This window comes from Bacillota bacterium, from assembly GCA_013178305.1.
Classification (GTDB): Bacteria; Bacillota; Sulfobacillia; order JABLXB01; family JABLXB01; genus JABLXB01.
This window is the reverse complement of sequence record JABLXB010000001.1, coordinates 397,396-415,309: the sequence shown is the minus strand read 5'-3', so window position 1 is coordinate 415,309 and position 17,914 is coordinate 397,396. Positions and strand designations below refer to the sequence as shown.

The window sequence follows — 17,914 nt, the reverse complement described above, 5'->3', positions numbered from 1 at the left end:
TGGCTGACCGGGGGTTCTGTGCATGAAAAGGCGGCGGAGTATGTCGCCCCGCCGCCATCCGCTTAATGACCACTTCATGACCACATGACCACGTGCTGCTTAGGCGTTGATGTAGTCTTCCGCGACCTCCTTCGATGGGGGCTGCGTGAGAAGGCTCAGCACGACGAATATCACCAGGTTCACCATCAGGCCCCAAATCCCCGGGTGGATGTCGAGGGGTCCCTTGCCGACGATGAGCTGGTAGTACACGTTCACTGCCACGCCGGCGACCAGCCCGGCGACCGCCCCGGGGGCCGTGCCTCGTTTCCAGAACAGCGCGCCGTAGACCGCCGGCAGGAACTGCACTATTGAACCGTACGCCCCGAGCAGGAGCTGAATCAATCCCGCCGCGCCGTACAGCGCCACGTACAGGGAGATTGCGCCGACGACTAGCACCGCCACTCTCATGAGGATTACGGTGTTCCTGTCGGAGGTGTCAGGTTTCAACACCTTGTAGACGTCCTGAACCAGCTCCACGGCGGCGCCGTGAGTGATGGCGTCGGCCGAGGACATGGCCGCGGCTAGCGCGCCCGCGCCCACCAGTCCGTAGAACCATCCGCTCACGCCGAGAAGGTGGGTAATGACATACGGCACGACCTCATCGGCGTTCTTCAGTAGCTTGGGATCAACCTTGCCGATCGCGGCGAATCCCATGTACAGCACGGGCACCATGAAAATGGCGAACACCGGGTACGCCATGACCGTGAGCTTGATGCGGCGCGGAGTCGTGGTGAAGGACTTGGTGAACAGGTGGGGCCACATGATGAACCCCAGCACGGACACCAGTGTCGAGGTCGAGAAGGCCGCGGGCGACATCTTCGACCCCTGCACGCCTATCTGAAGGAATCCAGGCATCTTGGTGGCTATGGATTGGAACATGGCCAGCGGTCCGCCCTGGAGCGTGTATACGAGGTAGAACCCCACGCCCCACGCCACGATGAGCATGAGGAGGCTCTGGAGCACGTCGCTCCAGGCCGCCGCGCGGACTCCGCCGGTAGCGACGTACACGATGACTATGCCGTAGGCTATGCAAGCGGCGGCGTTGTAGCTGATGTGGCCGTCGGTGAGCACGTTGAATATGTAGGCCGTGCCCTTGATCTGCAGCGTGATGTACTGGACGAATGCGAACGTTGCGACGAGACCAACCAGGACTGGAAGGGCCCTCGATTCGTACCGTTTCGCGAGGAATTGGCCGAGGGAGATCAGGCTATGCCTCTCGCCGATCCTTGAGGCCCTGGGGCCAATTACGTACCAGGGTAGTAGTCCGAGCGCGCAGTACCCAAGAATGTAGAACGACGCCGCGCCCCTCGAGAACGCCCACCCCGGGCCACCCATGAATGCGAAGGCGCTGAATATCGTACCGCCCATCATGAACCACATGAGGAACACACCCATGTTCCTGTGGGCTACGGCGAACTCCGAGATCGAGAAGAGGTCCCGGCGGTATCCGGCCAGTAGCCCGAGTGCGAGGGCGAAACCAAGGTAAACTGCGATGACTGTAAGCGCTGCAACCCAGCGTTCCATGATATCACCTCCCTTGATACTCCCAGAGATACGCCGCTATAACCCCCACGAACTCGATGCCGATCCACATCACGATCCAGAACATCGAAAACGGCATCCCGAGCACGAACGGCTCCACGCGGTTAGCGATCGAGTAGAACGGGAATATCATCGCCAGTAAGCAGATTAGCCCCAGTATCGCCACGGCCGTCAGCGCTTTTCGCTCTCTCGTATGGGCATCCATCACGTCTCACCTCCTTTCCAGTGGTGACTTTATGGATCGCGATGATTCGTCCATAAACTGGTAGTCTCCTGCCGAATCAGGGGTTCCGGACACGTCAACACTATCCATGAAAATCGTATGAGGAAAGGAGATGGTCGGATGCCTCAAACCGGCAGGACCCAGACGGAGCAGTGGTTTCTCTCCGAGCAACTGCGTAGTGAAGAGCTCTCTCTAAAGAAGGCCTCCATTTACGCAAAGCAGACCGACGACCCCAAGCTCAGGACCATGTGCGAGCGGTTCCGCGATCTTCACGAGAAGAATGTGAGGATTCTCTCGAGCCTTGCGGGTGAGGGGAACGCGGGTGCCGGCGCCGGCATGACCGGCGGGCGCGCCGAATTCGGAGGTCCCGCCGCGTTCGGTGGCGGCGGGGTCGAAGGCGCCGGAACCCGGCGCTTATAGCGAGTGACGCGGTACGAGACAGGAGGGTGGGACTGTGACCGACAAACTCAGCGACAGGGATATCGCCGTCGACATGCTCACCGGTGTCAAGCAGCTGTCGTCGATGTACCACAACGCGACCATGGAATCGGCCAACCGCGACCTGCGTGAGACGTTCCAGAAGTGCCATGACGAGTATGTCGACAGTGCGAAGGAACTGTTCGACTACATGAACAGTAAGGGCTGGTACAGGTTGACTCCTGCGATGGGCTCCGTTGGCGGTGAGCAGGCAGGACGATCATAGTGAAGGCAAGGGGCGGCAGATGCCGCCCCTGCCGCTCTCCTCGCTCAATAGCTCGCGATTCGGACGCATAATCCCCGGTTTTCCCCACGAATCCCGGCGGCGCCAGGGCGCTCGCCTCACTGCAAAGTTGACTGGAACCATCCAGGTGGAGTAAAGTAGACAGCGGGTATTCAATTAAACAGTTGTTGAAATGTTAGAATAAGCTGCTTAGGGGGGATCGAGCGTGGCCGAGAACCGCGGTGCCGCCACGGTAGCCGATACCTGCGATGTTTTCTGTTTTGACCCGGAGAGGGTAAACAGGCTCAGGCCCCAGGTCGAAGGGGTGCGGGGGCTTGGTGATCTGTTCAAGTCGCTGGCGGACGAGACCAGGGCGAGGATCGCGTTTGCGCTGTCACGTGAGGAACTGTGCGTCTGCGACATCGCCACGCTGCTCGGCATGTCCGTACCCGCCGTCTCGTACCACCTGCGGCTGCTCCGGGCGGCTCGTGTGGTCAGGTACCGGCGTGAGGGGAAGCAGGTATATTACTCGCTCGACGATTCGCACGTGATCAACGTAATTAACGAGGCGGTGTCACACCTGGGAGAAGGGGATTGACCGTGGGCGAAGGGTCCGAGAGAACGAGGGATTGTGGCTGTTGCGGAGGGTCGGCGTGCGCGATGTCGTACGCCCAGAGCGCCTCAGGAGACAAGGCGACAGGCGAGGCTGGGGAAGGCTGCGGCGCGTGTGGGGTTGAGGAGGGCTCGCGCTCCCAGTTCATCCTCATGATCGTCTCGGGAGTGGCACTCGGAGTATCGCTGATACTGAGCCTACTCGATGGCCCCGGCTGGGCGATTCTGAGCGCGCGCCTTCTGGCGCTGGTGATGGGCGGGTCCGGTCCCGCGCGCCGCGCCGTTCAAGCCCTCCGCCGGCGCGCCATAGACATGAATGTGCTCATGATCGTCACTGTCGTCGGAGCGGTTGCGATTTCCGAATGGGTCGAAGCGGCCACGATCGCGTTTCTATTCTCCGTTTCCGATTACCTCGAATCGCGCACGATGGAACGCGCCTACCGCTCTATAGGCTCACTGCTGGACATAGCGCCCAAGGAGGCGACAGTACTCCGGGACGGCGCGCAGGTCAGGGTCCCGGTAGGCGCGTTGAAACCGGGTGACCTGATCCTGGTTCATCCGGGGGAGAGAATCGCCGCCGACGGCAAGGTACTCCGCGGGCGCTCGTCGGTAGACCAATCGCCGATTACCGGCGAGTCGATGCCGGCGGACAAGGCACCGGATGACGAGGTGTTCGCGGGGACGATTAATGGCGAGGGTGCCCTCGAGATTACGGTCACGAAGCTTCCAGGTGATACCACGCTCGCGAGGATCATTTACATGGTGAAGCAGGCCGAATCTCAGAAGGCCCCCGTCCAGCAGTACGTGGACCGGTTCGCTTCCTGGTACACCCCGGCCGTCACCATGATCGCAGCGCTTGTCGTTGCGGTCCCACCGCTGGCCTGGGGACAACCGCTCCGGCCCTCGATTTACAGGGGGCTTGCGCTGCTGGCCGTTTCTTGCCCCTGTGCCATGGTGATATCGACCCCCGTCTCCATACTCTCGGCTGTCAGCAACGCAGCCCGCCAGGGGGTGCTGGTTAAGGGCGGCGCATTCCTGGAGGCATTGGGGCGCGTGAATGCCTTCGCGTTTGACAAGACCGGCACGCTTACGGCCGGTCGACTGAGGGTCACCGGAGTCGAGTCGTTCAACGGGTTCTCCGCGGACGAGGCGCTCGCATACGCCGCGGGGCTGGAAAACAGGTCGCTGCACCCGATTGCCGGGGCGATCGTCGCGGAGGCCAGGCGGCGGGGGATAGCCCCGCGGGAGGTGGAGGATTTCCGGTCAGCCGCGGGGATGGGCGTGGCGGCCGGTGTGGAGGGCCGCACGTACGTGCTGGGAAACCCGCGGTGGCTCGAGGCGAACGGCATAGACTCCGGCCACGCGGGGGCGATTGTTGAACGCGCTCAGAAAAAGGGGCAGACCGTGTCGTTACTCGGAGCGGCTCCGCACGACGGCCAACCCGGCGCGCTCGTGGGCGCCGTCTCTCTGGGGGACGCGCTCCGGCCCGCTGCTGCATCCACCGTTAGGCGGCTTCGCGACCTGGGCGTCCGGCATATCGCCATGCTGACGGGAGACAACCGCGGAACGGCCAGTGCCCTTGGGGAAGCCGCGGGCGTGGACGAGATAGTGTGGGAACTCCTTCCCGGAGACAAGGTCTCATTGATCGAGGACCTGATGATGCGCCACCAATCCGTCGCCATGGTGGGGGATGGCGTAAATGACGCGCCTGCGCTCGCCACCGCGACTGTCGGGGTGGCGATGAGCGCCGCCGGGTCAGACGTCGCGCTGGAGACGGCGGATGTGGCGCTCATGTCCGGCGATCTATCCAAGATCCCGTACGTAGTCAGGCTAGGCCGGAATACGCTCGACGTCATACGGCAGAATATTGCCATAGCGCTGGGGATCAAATCCGTCGCCGTAATACTGGTCTTCCTCGGCATGGCGGGCCTGTGGGTGGCCGTGGTGGCCGACATGGGGTCGTCACTACTCGTCACCGCAAACGCCATGCGGCTGATAAGGCCGCTCCGTCAGGACGTCTGAACGGACCCGGCCCCACAAGGTGAGAGCCCGGCTCATCGCCGGGCTGTCTTCAGGGGAGTCGGACAAAATCCTTCGACCGGGTTTTAGATGATCTCGACCCTGCGGCTCTTATCCTCCGGCGGCTGGCGCTTCGGAACGCTCAACCGCAGCACCCCGTCGCGGTACGTCGCCTCGACGGAGCCGAGGTCGGCGTCGCTGTCAAATTCGAACGTGCGGTAGAACTGGCTCATCCTTCGCTCCTTGCAAATGTAGTATCCCTTTTTCTCTTCCTGTTCAGCCTTCTGGTCCGCCTTCACGACCAGCGAGCCCCCGTCCGTAACCTCGACGACGATGTCGTTCTTGTCCAGACCGGGGAGGTCGATCTCGACGAGGTACTCCTTCTCGTTCTCAACGATGTCCGCGCGGCCGAAGTGGCTGACCGCGGTCACCGGCCAGAAGCCGTTGAACAGGTCGTCCACGTCCGTGAATACCCTGCTCCTGCACCTCCAGGGCGTTATGCCAAACACCTCTGTCACCTCCTGGTTCGGCTGCTACATTTAGCCTACCACCAACTTACCATTAAAGTCAAAGTTAGTCAAGGTCTATCACTCTGGGTTTACGGCGGATGCGGATTTTCATGGAGGCCCGGCTCCATAATAAGCCTGATGGTGATTACTTGGACGGAAGGAAGGCCGGCGTTCCCGGCCATCCTGGGCGTGTGCCTCAGCCAACTCAGCCTGGCGCGCGCGGAGCTACGGTATCTCGAGGGCCAGGCCAGGCGTCTGTGCCCGCCAGGGATCCTGCCGCTGGCGCTGGATTCCCTGCACAACAAGGCGTTTCACTCGATCGGTGGCTCTGTTTACGCGTGCGCGCCCGGTGTACCAGCTGCGGCGAGGCGCGACCTGACAGCCACAATCGTGGCGCTCCAGACGCTCAGTGATTACCTCGACACGCTGGTGGACCGCTCGAGTTGCACGGATCAGTGCGTACACGAGAGATTGCACAGGGCGTTCACCGACGCCGTCGGCGCTGGGGGAGGCGGCCAGTCACGAGGCTGCGGTGCGGCTAGCACAGGGCCGCGCGTGGGGCCGCGCGTGGAGCCGCGCATTGCGCCGGCCTCCTACTTCGACGGATTCCCCCTGGGCTACGACGGAGGGTACCTCGAACTGCTGGTGAGGCGTGTACGGGGCGGGACCGCGAGGCTTCCCGCGTATCGCGTCGTAGCGGATCCCGTGATGTCACTTGCCACCCTGTACGGCGAGATGCAGAGCCGTAAGCACACGGCGCACGAGACGAGGGAACGGTCCATGGACCTGTGGTACCGCGAGAGGTGCCGGCACAACATGACATGGTGGGAGTTCGGGGCCGCAGCAGGATCTACGCTGGGCGTTTTCGCCCTTCTCGCCCTGGCTGCCGGTCCTGGCGCTGGCGCTCCCGAAGCTGTGCGGGTAGCCGGCGCGTATTTCCCGTACGTGTGCGCCCTTCACATAATGCTGGACTACCTGGTCGACAGGGAGGAAGACCACCTTCACGGGGACCTGAACTTCACTGTGTACTACGACTCCCTCGACGCGGTCACCCTGACTCTGAGCAGGTTCTTTACCGAGGCGGAAGCGCGGCTTGGCGCCCTCGACGGTGGGGCTTTTCACCTGACGGTCCTCAGGGGACTTCCCGCATTGTACTTCTCAGACCCCAAGGTCAGGTCAAGCGGTCTGGACGGAGTCACCGTCAGGCTGCTGGGCCAGACGGGTGTCGACGGGGCAAGGTTCTTCTCCCTGTGCAGGGTCTTGCGCCGGCTCGGGGCGCTGTAGCTGCGCCGGGCAGGGCCCACAGCGCCCATCGATGAGGGTGACGATGCTCCGGAGCATGTCTGCCTCGGGCGCGGGGTCGAGGTCCTGGAGGCATTCGAGCGCGGCGCGGCAGTGCCGGCGCGCGACTTTCGCCGCGTACGCAAGGCACCCCGTTGTACGCATGCCCTCCAGGATCTCCGCGGCGTCGCGGTCAGTCGAACCCTCGCCGTTCCACAACCGGTTTACGCGTTCCGCCCAGCCGGCGTCGGTCAGCAGCCTGATTAGCGGAATTGTCACGACGCCCGCGCGGAGGTCTACGCCGGATGGCTTTCCGTTCTCCTCGGCCGCCCCCGCGATGTCGGTTATGTCGTCGGCTACCTGGTACGCCATCCCAAGGTTCCAGCCGAAGGACGCGAGCAGCTTTATCTTCCGGTGGCCAGCCCCGCCCGCGATCGAGCCGGCTTCACAACATGCGGACATCAGGCTGGCTGTCTTACAGTCGATGTACCGCATGTACTCGTCCTCACTGGCGTGTAGGGCGTAAAGCCGCCCGAGCTGCATGAGCTCACTGGAGCTCATCGTCCTGATCGTCCGGGAGAGAAGCCTGACAATCGAGCGCTTGAGTGACCTGTTGAGCATCTCGAAGGCCGTCGTGAACAGGTAGTCGCCGAGCAGGACTGCGGCGCGATTCCCGAACACGAAGCGGACGGACGGCAACCCCCGGCGCAAGTCGGCCTGGTCGACAACATCGTCATGCACGAGCGAGGCGGTGTGTATCAGTTCTACGGCGACGGCCGTGTTGATCGCTTCCTCGGAGACCCCCCCGGCGAGGGCTGCGCAGGCCAGCGTGAGCGCCGGTCTAAGCAGTTTTCCCGTCGTCTGTTTGAGGTACGCCGCCGGTCCCGCCATCGCCCCGTCCACGTCGAGGAGCGCCGATAGCCTGTCTTTGACCTGATCCAGGCCGGGGGCGATGGTCGCCGCCGGGAAGAAGGACCCTGATGGGCGCAAATAGCACGTCTCCTTTTTGATCAGACGATCCGTAGTCTGTTCACGCCCGCCGAGTTCATACGTCGCGTCCAGAACACCGCCGGCACGGGTCAGGGGCGCAACGATGCTGCCGATGCAGGATCGCGCGATCGGCATCTCGAATACCTCCTCCCAAAACGCGCGGCTTCGGGCGCATGACGTACGGAGTAACAAGGGGAGGGAACGCTGTGCTGGTAAGTGATAGGATGATCAGGAACCCTGTGTGCGTTACGCCGTCCACGAGTGTATCAGATGCCCTCGATGTCATGAAGAAGAACGGCGTCAGGCGGTTGCCCGTTGTCGAGAGAGGCGCTCTCGTGGGCATAGTCACCCAGACAGACCTCCTCCGGGTTTCGCCCTCGCCTGCCAGTACGCTGGCGGTGTGGGAGATCCCCGCTCTCCTCGCCAAGATGAAGGTCAAGGAGGCCATGACGTCCCCCGTCATCAGCATCTCCCCCGATGTCCCGCTTGAAGATGCTGCGCGACTGATGAGGGACAAGAAGGTGGGCGGCCTGCCGGTCCTCTCGAAAGGCAAAGTTGTGGGCATACTAACGGAGACCGACGTGTTCGACGCCTTCATCGACCTCCTCGGGGTGAGGCGTGGCGGGGTCAGGCTGACGGTCGAGATCGAAGACCGGATCGGCACTCTCGCCGAGGTCACAAGCCTTACCCGCGACTTGGGAATATACATCGTGAGCATGGTCAGCCTTCCGGGTTCGGGAGGAACGGCCGAGGCCACGTTCAGAGTAATGGGCGAACGCATCGACGAGCTCGTCAAGATGCTCAATTCTACCGGGCACAAGGTAACGCACGTGTTCCCGGGCGAGGCGGGCTGAGCGGGGTCGGGACCACCGGGAAGTCAAGGCGACACACAGACGTACGATGGTGGGGAGCGCGGATGCTCCCCACCGCTGTCTTCCGAGCGGGTACCCCGCGGCAACCGGAGGCTTCCTGTTCGCTGCGGCCCGCGTTTCGGGGAACAATACCTGTGTTGGGATATCATCACCGGCAGGAAGGGGTTGCTGCGATAAGTGAAGGGCACGGGGATCCAGTGGAGAACGTGGGGGCCGGAGGTTTTCGAGGAGGCCGCGCGGAAATCGAAGCCGGTGCTGCTGGCCATCGGGGCGACATGGTGCCACTGGTGCCACGTGATGGACCGGACGACGTATTCCGACCCCGAAGTGGCGAGGCTGGTGGAAGAGGGTTTCATCCCGGTACGCGTGGACAACGACAGGCGGCCGGAAGTAAACCGCCGGTACAACATGGGTGGCTGGCCCACTACAGCCTTCCTGAACGCGGAGGGAGCCGTGCTCACCGGTTTCACCTACGTGCCCCCCGAGCAGTTCAAACGCGTACTGCGCGAACTGTCGGATGCCTATGCGCGGTCGCCGGAGTATCACCACCGGCCGTATGAAGCAGGGCCCCGGCACGACTACGGCGAGCCTGCCCCCGCCGCTGGCGGCGTGTCCTACGAGATAGTCAAGGAAACGGTGGCCGCAATCGAGGGATCGTTTGATCGCGAACACGGGGGATTCGGTCTTCAGCCCAAGTTCCCTCACGCCCACGCCCTGGACCTCGCGCTCGAGGTGCACGCAAGGACCGGAAACGAGCGCCTGTTGGAGGTTGTCACTTCGACGCTGGACAACATGGCGTCGGGCGGCATGTACGACCGCGTGATGGGAGGGTTCTTCAGGTATTCCACGACGAGGGACTGGTCCGTTCCACACTTTGAGAAGATGCTCGAGGATAACGCCCACCTACTGAGGACGTATGCGGCTGCCTACAAGTTGACCGGAAGGCAGGAGTACCGGACGACCGCCATGGGCATCCTCGAGTATCTCGACAACACGCTGTGGCGCGAATCGGGCGGGTACTACGGCAGCCAGGATGCGGACGAGGGATATTACGCTCTGCCGCTCGAAGACAGGCGGGCGCGCGTCGCCCCACGCGTGGACCCCGCGGTTTACGCGAACTGGAACGCTATGGCGGCGTCGTTCCTCATCGCGGCGTCACGCCACCTTGACGAACCGGCCCTGGCCGAGAGGGCGGGGATCGTTCTCGACACGCTGCTTGAGGAGTGTTACGCGGAGGGGAAGGGCATGCGCCACTACTCAGACGAGGGCGGAGCGAAGGGGGATGGGCTCTTCGAGGACCAGATATGGATGTGTTCCGCGTTGCTGGACGCGCATGCCTCGGGTGCGTTTGCGGCCAAGACCGGCGAATACCTGCGTGTGGCGCGTGACCTGCTCGAGGCCTGCCTGGACCAATACTGGGACGAGGAACACGGTGGATTCCACGACATCGCGGCTGGTCTGACATCCGGTGATGGAGCGGCCGGAGCCCTGAAGACACGCGTGAAGTCGTTGCAGGACAACGCCCGTGCAGCCGAAGTGTTGCGCCGTGCCGCGTTTGTCGCGGGGCTGCGCACTGGACCTGAGTACGAGTCCTGGCGCGAGCCCGCCTATTACCTCGCCAAGGCGGAGGCCTGCTTGAAAGCGTTCGCCGGTTCGTGGCGGGAGTACGGCCTCATCGCGGCTCCGTATGCAGCGGCTGTCCTCCACTACCTGTACCCGGTAACCGCCGAAGTCGTTGGCGGCAGCGACACACACGCTGCCGCGGAGTTCGCCGGCCGGCTGAGCGGGTATTTCATCCCGGGAGTCGACGTGATGCACGGAGCCCGCGATGGCGGCACGGCCCACGATGGCAGCGCTACGCCCCGCGATTCGCGGCCAGCCCCCGGAGGGCCGGTCGACGGGCCGGCCGTGATGGTGTGCGCGGGTGACAGGTGCTTTGCCCCTTCGACCTCCATCGGAGAAGCCGTGGAGACGATCCAGGCCGCTAGCCGGCTACCTTGAGGGGCCTGAGGCCATAATTGTGTCAACAGCCACACCACCGCCGCAACCCCTCCGGTACAGCCTTCGTCTGAACTCATGGTAGATGAGTTCATGATAGACTGGACTGGGGTGATGTACGTTGTTACCAGCGCACCGGCGTATTCAGAAGATGGTGGTCTTTCTGGCACTCATGGCGATGGCTGCAAGCCTGGTGACGGGCTGCGGTGCCAGACAGGGTGCGCCTGTTCAGCCGCCCGCCCAAAGCGGTGAGCAGCGTCCGCCTGCCACACAGCCCCCTGCGGCGCAGCCGCCGCAGAAACCCGAACCCCCGCCGCAGACAGGGCCCGCCCTCCGCGTGAGGAAGGACGGCGGGAAGACCATCTTCGGACCCTTCTCCAGCTGGAGGCGGGGCGTGGACTGGTTCTGGTTGAAGGACGGGCAGAGGCTCATCGTGACCATGGAAACCGCGAGTGCAACGCAACAGGGCCCCGCGCCCGGCGGTCCCGGAGCGGGTCCGGAACCGGAACCCGTAATACAGCTCTGGCTGGTCGGCGCTGCCACGGGCGAGTCGAGGCTCCTCCGCGAAGTCAAGGGACTGGACGCGATGTTCCCTGTCGCCTGGAATGGGGCCGAATCCGTTGTCTGCCTGGACCTGCCCGCAGCGCAGGGGCAGCCAACGAAGCTGACGGTGACCGACTTCTCCGGCGGCAAGGCTTCATCGCGATCGGTAGCCGATCTCCAGGGGACGCTCAGGAGTCATGCGGCTACCCCCGACGGCCGCCTGATAAGCATTCACCTGGGGACGCGCGATGGTGGCGAGATCCGGCGCATCAACACGGCTGACGGCTCGACGAAAGACCTCATTACCGGTCTGCCGGTGTGGGACGGCCTGTATCCGGTGTGGTTCTCGCCAGACGGGCGGTCCGCCGCGATGCCCGACCCCAGGAACGGCGGGAGGCCGTGGAGACTCAGGCTGTTGAGCATCGTCACAGGCGAATTGAAGCACGTGGACCCGTATCTGGACCTCATCGACTTCGTCCGGTGGAGTCCCGACGGACGGCACCTGGCATTCAAGGTCGCCGATGGAAGTCACAAGCTTATCGATGTGGCAGATTTCTCGTCTGTCCTGAGCCCGAAGGTCAGAGTCCTGGATGAGACCGGTAAGGTGGTAAGGGAGTTCGACATGGCGAAGGGGCATTTCATCGGCGACATCGAATGGCTTGACGAGAACACCCTCGTCCTCGGCGAAAGGAAGAGCGCCCAGGAGGATGGACCGGCGTGGGTCGCTGGCCTCCAGTCGACCGGCGACGGCCTGAAACCCGCCGCGCCTGCTCAAGCAGCTATCCTGAAGGATCGACCCGATACCTATCCGATGCCCAAAAGAGGGTCCAGCAGCAAGTTCAAGGTCACCGTCAGGTCCTGGCAGGACCAGGGCAAGGCGCCCAGTGAGGAGCTGATAATCACCCCCGTGGGATGACCCGCCGGGATCACGGCCCTCGTGGTCGTGGCGGTGGTGATTGCTTTGGAGACGCGGCCTGCTACCGCTTCGCCCGTTTTTCTTCATCACGGTAGGGGACCGGTATGTACTGGACCGACGGCCTGCGCTGCGCAGGTTGAGGGTACAGCTCCATCAGTGCGTACACCTCGGTTGGCAGACCGACGCTCACCGGAAGGCCCAGATACTCGAGCTGCTGGGGGGTGAGCGGGTAGTCGTGCGTCCAGCGGCCTTCGGTGAGAGTCTTCGAGACCTCGCGCGCCTTGTCCTCGTCGAGCCTGTCCTTCAGTATGCTGGACACCGTGTCGCGGACTTGCGCAAGCGCCTTCTCGGCGACGTCGGCAAGTATCATCGTCGTGTCGTCGATGTCTTCCGGCTTCTTGTCGCGCAGCACCCTTACGATGGAGGCCGCAGGGTACGAGCCGACCTGCGGGTCCACCGGCCCCAGCACTGCGTTCTCGTCCATCACGATTTCATCCGCCGCCAGGGCGAGCATCGTTCCACCCGACATCGCGTAGTGGGGGACGAAGACGGTCACCTTGCCCTTGTGGCGCTTTATGGCGAGGGCGATCTGTTCCGCCGCGAGCACGAGCCCGCCTGGAGTGTGGAGTATCAGGTCTATCGGAAGGTCATCGGGCGTGAGCCTGATTGCCCTCAGCACCTGCTCCGAATCCTCGATATTTATGTAGCGGGCGATCGGGATCCCGAGGAAGCTCACCGCCTCCTGGCGGTGTATCATCGTGATGACCCGTGAATCCCTCGACCGTTCCAGCCTCCGTATCACCGCGTGACGCAGCCGCTCAATGCGGTGTTGTCTCATGAGCGGCAGGAGGAAGCTGGAGGCTATGAAGACGAACCACAGGAGGTTGAAGAAGTAGCTCCCCAGGTTTGCCAATCGCACGCCTCCCGCGGGGGGATTGCATGGCTCTCTCTGTCCCGGCCCGCGGCGTTATTATCCCCCGTTGCGGTCGCGTGGGATAAGTGTGAAAATATATGAGGAGTCTTCGAGTGCGCGGAGGTGCCGTGATTGCTGCAAAAGGACGGAGCAACCCCACTTTACCTGCAACTCAAGGAAGAGATTCAAAGACACATCGAGGAGGGGGTTTACCCCGAGGGGACCGCGATACCCTCCGAGAGGGAGCTCTGCCAGTCCTACGGTGTGAGCAGGATTACCGTTCGCCAGGCGATCGCCCAGGCGGTCGCCGAAGGCATACTCTTCACTCGCCAGGGTAAGGGCACTTACGTCACCAAGAGGAAGATAGACCAGTCGCTGGAGCGCATCACGGGGTTCGACAGGACGATAGCAGGGCACGGCCTGCTGCCCGTCACGTCACTCGTCGAGGTACGGCGCGCGACGGCCAACGACGAGGCCGCCTCGGGCCTGGGGCTTGACCGCGGTGCGCCTGTAGTCAAAATGGTGCTCCTGGGCATGGCGGACTCCGAGCCAATGGCCCTGTATACATCGTATTTCACCCCCGAGGTCGGAATGGCCGTCGCCGAGAAGGCCGTCGAGCTGAGTCGCGAGCGCAAGCCCTTCACGTCGTTCGACCTGTATAAACTCGCCGGAGTCGTGAGACCAGTGCGGGCGAAGCAGGCGTTCGAGGCGGCGCTGGCCACGGGGGCTGTTGCACGACTGCTCAAGTTGCGGGGCCCCGCAGCCGTTTTCGTCGTCACGTCCACGGTCGAGGCGTCCGACGGGACACCGGTGGAGTACCGCGTAGTCCACTACCGCTCCGACAGGTACAAGTTCTCGGTGACGCGCGAGGTCACCGACTGAACGCCCGCGTTTGAGAATTACTAATACGACCCTCCTCCATATGCAGGCTCGTCCGGAACTGACCGTTCCAGCGTCTCGTTAGCCACGTTTACGCGACGAAGGATTTGGCGCTCGGGCGCAGAAGTACTTAATTATAGTCCATATATCGACACGTCCATAAATACGGGGAGCATTGAAATGAAGGCTCAGTCCATCAAGGTCGCTGCGATTGGCCCCTCCGCCCTGGTCGACGAAATGCTGGCTGTCGCGCGGTGCCTCCGGGGGTTACAGGTTTTGCCCTTCGCGTACCAGACAGCGAGCGAGGCGCCACGGTTGTGTGCAGCGGCCAGTAAACAGGCAGAAGTGATCCTGTTCACAGGCCCCGTGGGCTACCGCCAGGCCATGCGCGAGCATCGCCCTGGAGTCCCTACCACGTTCATCCCCTATTCTCCCATGTGGCTTTATTCATCCCTGTTTAAAGTTCGAGATCGCGGTGCTTTACACAGGGTGAGCGTTGACACAATCAACAGGGACGTTGTTGAGGCAACGTATCAGGAGTTGGGGCTTGACCTTGAAACCATCAAGGTGCTGCAGTATGAAGGACTGGCCGACCCGGAGCAGGTCACCGAATTCCACCTTAAACTGTTTCGCGAAGGCGTGACGACGCACGCGCTCACCTGTTTACTCGCGGTATACGGGCGATTACAGGGTGCCGGAGTTTCCTGTTCCTGGTTGGTACCGTCCCGTGCTGCCATGGAGCAGGCCCTGGAGAAAGCGATGTACCTCGCGGAGGGGGCCCGCGCGAGGGGCGCGCAGATCGTAGTGGGGCTGGTCAGGGCTAGATCTGACTGGAAGGGTATGACGCAGTTCGAGCAGCAACGGTTGCGGTTGCGGGCGTACGAGATATTGCTTTCCCACGCCGAGGAGGTCGACGGACATGTCGTGGACTGCGGTGGCGGCGAGTACCAGTTCTTCACGACCCGGGCGGAGTTCGAGAAAACCACGTCTTACTATACCTGCTGGCCGGTCCTGGAAAAGATGGCGGGAGCGGGTCTCGATATGGGCGCTGGAGTCGGGTTTGGCATTACGGCGAACGAGGCAGGGATCAACGCGCGTGCGGCCCTTGAGGAGGCGGTACGCCAGCGAGGCAGCAGCTGCTATGTCATACTGGAAAACAAGCGGCTCATCGGACCTCTCGGATCCTGCCCGATGTCGTACGACCTGCGCAGCACCGATCCCACGCTCGTGCAGTTGGCCCGTGAGTCGCACATGGCTGCCGTCTCGCTCAATCGTGTTGCGGCGGCTCTATCCCAGCTGGGGGATGAATTCACCGCTCACGACCTGGCCTCAAGACTAAGAGTGGGGCTTCGGACCTCGCATCGCGTACTGAGCAAGCTCCTTGCCTCCGGTTACATTGTGGAGGCGGGACAGGAGAATGCCGGTAGCCGTGGCAGGCCCAAGCGGGTGTTCCGGGTGGCTGTCAAGTTACAGTCTCGGGGGGGATAGCGGTTGGAGCAGCATCGTTTTGAGCCTTTGAAGGTGACGCCAGCGGTGCTACGGGCGGCCGGGAACTATTCGGGGGATATGGTCCGATTCTTGAGGGACATTGTCGCCATTCCCAGCCAAAGTTGTCACGAGGGGCCGGTCGTTGAACGAGTATTGAGTGAGATGAAGGCGATTGGTTTCGATGAAACGTACAGCGACAGGATAGGGAACGCCATCGGGCGCATCGGGTCCGGACCCCTGGTGATCATGTACGATGCCCACCTGGACACCGTGGGTGTAGGCGATCCTTCCGCCTGGGACTACGACCCGTATGAGGGGAAGTTTGAGGACGGCAGGGTGTACGGCCTGGGCACAGTGGACATGAAGGCGGCCATGGCCTCGATGGCCTACGGGGGGCGTATCATCAAAGAGATGGGCTTGGACCGGCTGTACACGCTCTACGTTGCCGGCATTGTCCAGGAGGAGGATTGCGACGGGTTCGGATCGCGTGTATTTGTCCAGAATCTACCGAGGAAGCCCGACCTTGTGGTGCTCGGCGAACCCACTAACCTGCGCATATGCAGGGGGCATCGTGGTCGCTGCGAGATCAAGGTGGTACTGAAAGGCCGCGCCTGCCACGCCAGCGCACCGGAGCGCGGGGAGAATGCCGTATACAAAATGGCCGGGGTGCTCCGGGGCATCGAGGAGCTGCAGAGCAGGCTCAAAGATGACCCCTTCCTAGGCAAAGGAACGATCGCGGTTACCCGCATCGAGAGTAAATCGGGTTCCCTGAACGTGGTTCCCGACGAGTGTACTACCTACATAGACCGGCGTTTGACCTGGGGGGAGGACAGTGCCGGCGCGATATCGGAGATAAAAGCCCTTCCCGGGGCCGAGCACGCACATGCGGAGCTCTTGACGTACGAGGAGCCCAGTTACACTGGATACGTCGAGAGAGTGCCGAAGGACTTCCCCACATGGATCACGCCCGAAGACCACCCCACCGTGGCGGCGGCGATCCGCACCGCGGAGCTGCTGTTCGGCGAAAAGCCAGCCGTGGACAAGTGGGTGTTCAGCACCAACGGCGTGACCCTGGCCGGACAGCTCAAGATACCGACCATCGGGTTCGGGCCGGGTGACGAGGCGCTGGCGCACACGGTGAACGAGTACGTTACTGTAGAACACCTGGTCAAGGCGGCGGCGTTTTACGCGCTGTTTCCTACGGTAATCAGTCAATCGCTCGGAGAGGCATGAGTCCTGGCAAAGTCTGAGGGAGGTTGCCATACTAATGCATAGCCTGTTGAGAGGCCATCCCTACCTGACGGACATGGATTTCTCGCATGAAGAGCTCGAGATGACCTTCGATCTCGCCCAAGAGTTGAAACGCCAGTTCGCTGTGGGTGTCCCACACCGGTTACTGCAGGACAAGACCCTGTTCATGATATTCTTCGACAACTCGACCAGAACCCGTAACTCTTTTGAAGCGGGAATGACCCAGCTGGGAGGGCATGCTCATGACCTTACGCCGGACAGATTACAGATCGCCCACGGGGAAAATGCGAAGGATACCGCTTCCGTACTTAGCAGATATGGCCACGCCATTGCCGTCCGGCACACCGTGTTCGGGGAGGGTAACAAGTACATTCGCGAAGTAGCCCGATACTCGCGCGTGCCGGTATTCAACATGCAATGCGACATGTATCACCCCTTCCAGATACTCGCGGATATGTTTACCATCAGGGAGCGCTTCGGCAGTAATCTTCGCGGCTTGAAACTGGTCGTATCCTGGACTTCGGCCCCAAATTACGTGCGCCCCATATCGATCCCGCAGAGCCTCGTCCTCATGGCGCCGCGTCTTGGGATGGACGTGGTGCTTGCACACCCCCCGGAATTCGCTTTGATGCCCGATATCATCCAGCAAGCAAAGCAAAACGCGGCGGACTCGGGAACCAAGTTAGAAATCGTCCAAGATATGGACGAGGCCATGCGTGGCGCCGACGTGGTGTACCCGAAGAGCTGGGGCCCCCTTGTCTACACCACTGACCGTCAAGAGGGGCTATCTTTGATAGACCGGTACTCGGGATGGTGCTGTGACTCCAGGCGGATGGGCCTGGCCAGGAGAGGCGCCATATACATGCACCCGCTCCCCGCCGACCGCGGACGCGAGGTCACGGACGAAGTCATCGACGGCCCTCAATCGGTCGTCTACGATCAGGCCGAGAACCGGCTACACGTCCAGAAGGCGGTCATGGCACTCACCATGGGGGGGCGCCCTTGAGACGAGTGGTCGACTGCCGAAATGGAGGTGGTTTACGCTCAGGACGAAGGTGATGGGGATACGTGGGTTTCCCAAGTTGGTCCTGACACTCGTTCCTAGTCTAAGGAGGGATTAATGTGGTCCAGGGAACCGC

At 62.4% G+C, this 17,914-nt stretch carries 17 protein-coding genes; 12 read left to right on the top strand and 5 right to left on the bottom strand.

The genetic code is table 11. From position 1 onward, the window contains the following. Nucleotides 1–99: 99 nt before the first annotated feature. Both HPY55_01995 and HPY55_01990 read right to left on the bottom strand, forming a co-directional pair. A complete protein-coding gene (locus tag HPY55_01995; GenBank protein ID NPV69402.1) occupies nt 100–1,563 on the bottom strand; it encodes a sodium:solute symporter family protein in 1,464 nt (487 codons plus the stop codon). Nucleotides 1,564–1,567: 4 nt separating this feature from the next. Further along, nucleotides 1,568–1,714, bottom strand: a complete 147-nt coding sequence (locus HPY55_01990; protein NPV69401.1) for a DUF3311 domain-containing protein — start codon at nt 1,712–1,714, stop codon at nt 1,568–1,570. Between the two features lie 210 nt (nt 1,715–1,924). On the opposite strand from HPY55_01990, the gene HPY55_01985 reads away from it, so the two are divergent. From HPY55_01985 to cadA, 4 genes are all read left to right on the top strand, one after another. After that, nucleotides 1,925–2,224, top strand: a complete 300-nt coding sequence (locus HPY55_01985; protein ID NPV69400.1) for a hypothetical protein — start codon at nt 1,925–1,927, stop codon at nt 2,222–2,224. A gap of 34 nt (nt 2,225–2,258) precedes the next feature. After that, nucleotides 2,259–2,507: a spore coat protein gene (locus tag HPY55_01980; GenBank protein NPV69399.1), complete on the top strand. Its 249-nt coding sequence runs from the start codon at nt 2,259–2,261 to the stop codon at nt 2,505–2,507. A gap of 223 nt (nt 2,508–2,730) precedes the next feature. Next, nucleotides 2,731–3,102: a winged helix-turn-helix transcriptional regulator gene (locus HPY55_01975; GenBank protein NPV69398.1), complete on the top strand. Its 372-nt coding sequence runs from the start codon at nt 2,731–2,733 to the stop codon at nt 3,100–3,102. Then, nucleotides 3,099–5,138, top strand: coding sequence for a cadmium-translocating P-type ATPase (gene cadA / locus HPY55_01970; GenBank protein ID NPV69397.1), 2,040 nt, complete (start codon nt 3,099–3,101; stop codon nt 5,136–5,138). Before HPY55_01975 ends, cadA begins: the two co-directional genes overlap by 4 nt. A gap of 83 nt (nt 5,139–5,221) precedes the next feature. Here the strand turns inward: cadA and HPY55_01965 are convergent, their stop codons facing one another. Next, complete coding sequence (locus HPY55_01965) at nt 5,222–5,644, bottom strand: Hsp20/alpha crystallin family protein (GenBank protein NPV69396.1); 423 nt, start codon at nt 5,642–5,644, stop codon at nt 5,222–5,224. Nucleotides 5,645–5,782: 138 nt separating this feature from the next. On the opposite strand from HPY55_01965, the gene HPY55_01960 reads away from it, so the two are divergent. Further along, complete coding sequence (locus tag HPY55_01960; GenBank protein ID NPV69395.1) at nt 5,783–6,928, top strand: DUF2600 family protein; 1,146 nt, start codon at nt 5,783–5,785, stop codon at nt 6,926–6,928. On the opposite strand, the gene HPY55_01955 is transcribed toward HPY55_01960, so the two are convergent. Further along, nucleotides 6,821–8,050: a polyprenyl synthetase family protein gene (locus HPY55_01955; protein NPV69394.1), complete on the bottom strand. Its 1,230-nt coding sequence runs from the start codon at nt 8,048–8,050 to the stop codon at nt 6,821–6,823. The two genes, HPY55_01960 and HPY55_01955, sit on opposite strands and share 108 nt — an antisense overlap. A 71-nt stretch (nt 8,051–8,121) precedes the next feature. Between HPY55_01955 and HPY55_01950 the strand changes: the two genes are divergently transcribed. The 3 genes from HPY55_01950 to HPY55_01940 all read left to right on the top strand — a co-directional run bounded on the left by HPY55_01950 (nt 8,122) and on the right by HPY55_01940 (nt 12,244). Continuing rightward, on the top strand, nt 8,122–8,769 hold the full coding sequence (locus HPY55_01950) for a CBS domain-containing protein (GenBank protein NPV69393.1): 648 nt from the start codon (nt 8,122–8,124) through the stop codon (nt 8,767–8,769). A gap of 195 nt (nt 8,770–8,964) precedes the next feature. Further along, entirely contained in the window at nt 8,965–10,788 is a 1,824-nt protein-coding gene (locus HPY55_01945; GenBank protein ID NPV69392.1) for a thioredoxin domain-containing protein, read from the top strand. A 391-nt stretch (nt 10,789–11,179) separates the two neighbouring features. After that, nucleotides 11,180–12,244 (top strand): hypothetical protein, encoded by a 1,065-nt coding sequence (locus HPY55_01940; protein NPV69391.1) that lies wholly within the window; start codon nt 11,180–11,182, stop codon nt 12,242–12,244. Between the two features lie 61 nt (nt 12,245–12,305). Here HPY55_01940 and HPY55_01935 read toward each other — a convergent pair whose 3' ends face one another. Beyond that, nucleotides 12,306–13,148: a hypothetical protein gene (locus HPY55_01935; GenBank protein ID NPV69390.1), complete on the bottom strand. Its 843-nt coding sequence runs from the start codon at nt 13,146–13,148 to the stop codon at nt 12,306–12,308. 141 nt (nt 13,149–13,289) lie between these two features. Here HPY55_01935 and HPY55_01930 point away from each other — a divergent pair, with 141 nt between their 5' ends. The 4 genes from HPY55_01930 (at nt 13,290) to HPY55_01915 (ending at nt 17,781) form a co-directional block, all read left to right on the top strand. Then, the gene (locus HPY55_01930; protein ID NPV69389.1) at nt 13,290–14,039 is read left to right on the top strand and encodes a GntR family transcriptional regulator; all 750 of its coding nucleotides are present in this window, start codon (nt 13,290–13,292) and stop codon (nt 14,037–14,039) included. A gap of 177 nt (nt 14,040–14,216) precedes the next feature. Continuing rightward, on the top strand, nt 14,217–15,524 hold the full coding sequence (locus HPY55_01925) for a hypothetical protein (protein NPV69388.1): 1,308 nt from the start codon (nt 14,217–14,219) through the stop codon (nt 15,522–15,524). Between the two features lie 33 nt (nt 15,525–15,557). Continuing rightward, nucleotides 15,558–16,757 carry a YgeY family selenium metabolism-linked hydrolase gene (locus HPY55_01920; protein ID NPV69387.1) on the top strand — a complete coding sequence of 400 codons (1,200 nt, stop codon included), beginning with the start codon at nt 15,558–15,560 and terminating at the stop codon, nt 16,755–16,757. Nucleotides 16,758–16,791: 34 nt separating this feature from the next. Beyond that, the gene (locus HPY55_01915; protein NPV69386.1) at nt 16,792–17,781 is read left to right on the top strand and encodes an ornithine carbamoyltransferase; all 990 of its coding nucleotides are present in this window, start codon (nt 16,792–16,794) and stop codon (nt 17,779–17,781) included. Nucleotides 17,782–17,914: the final 133 nt, after the last annotated feature.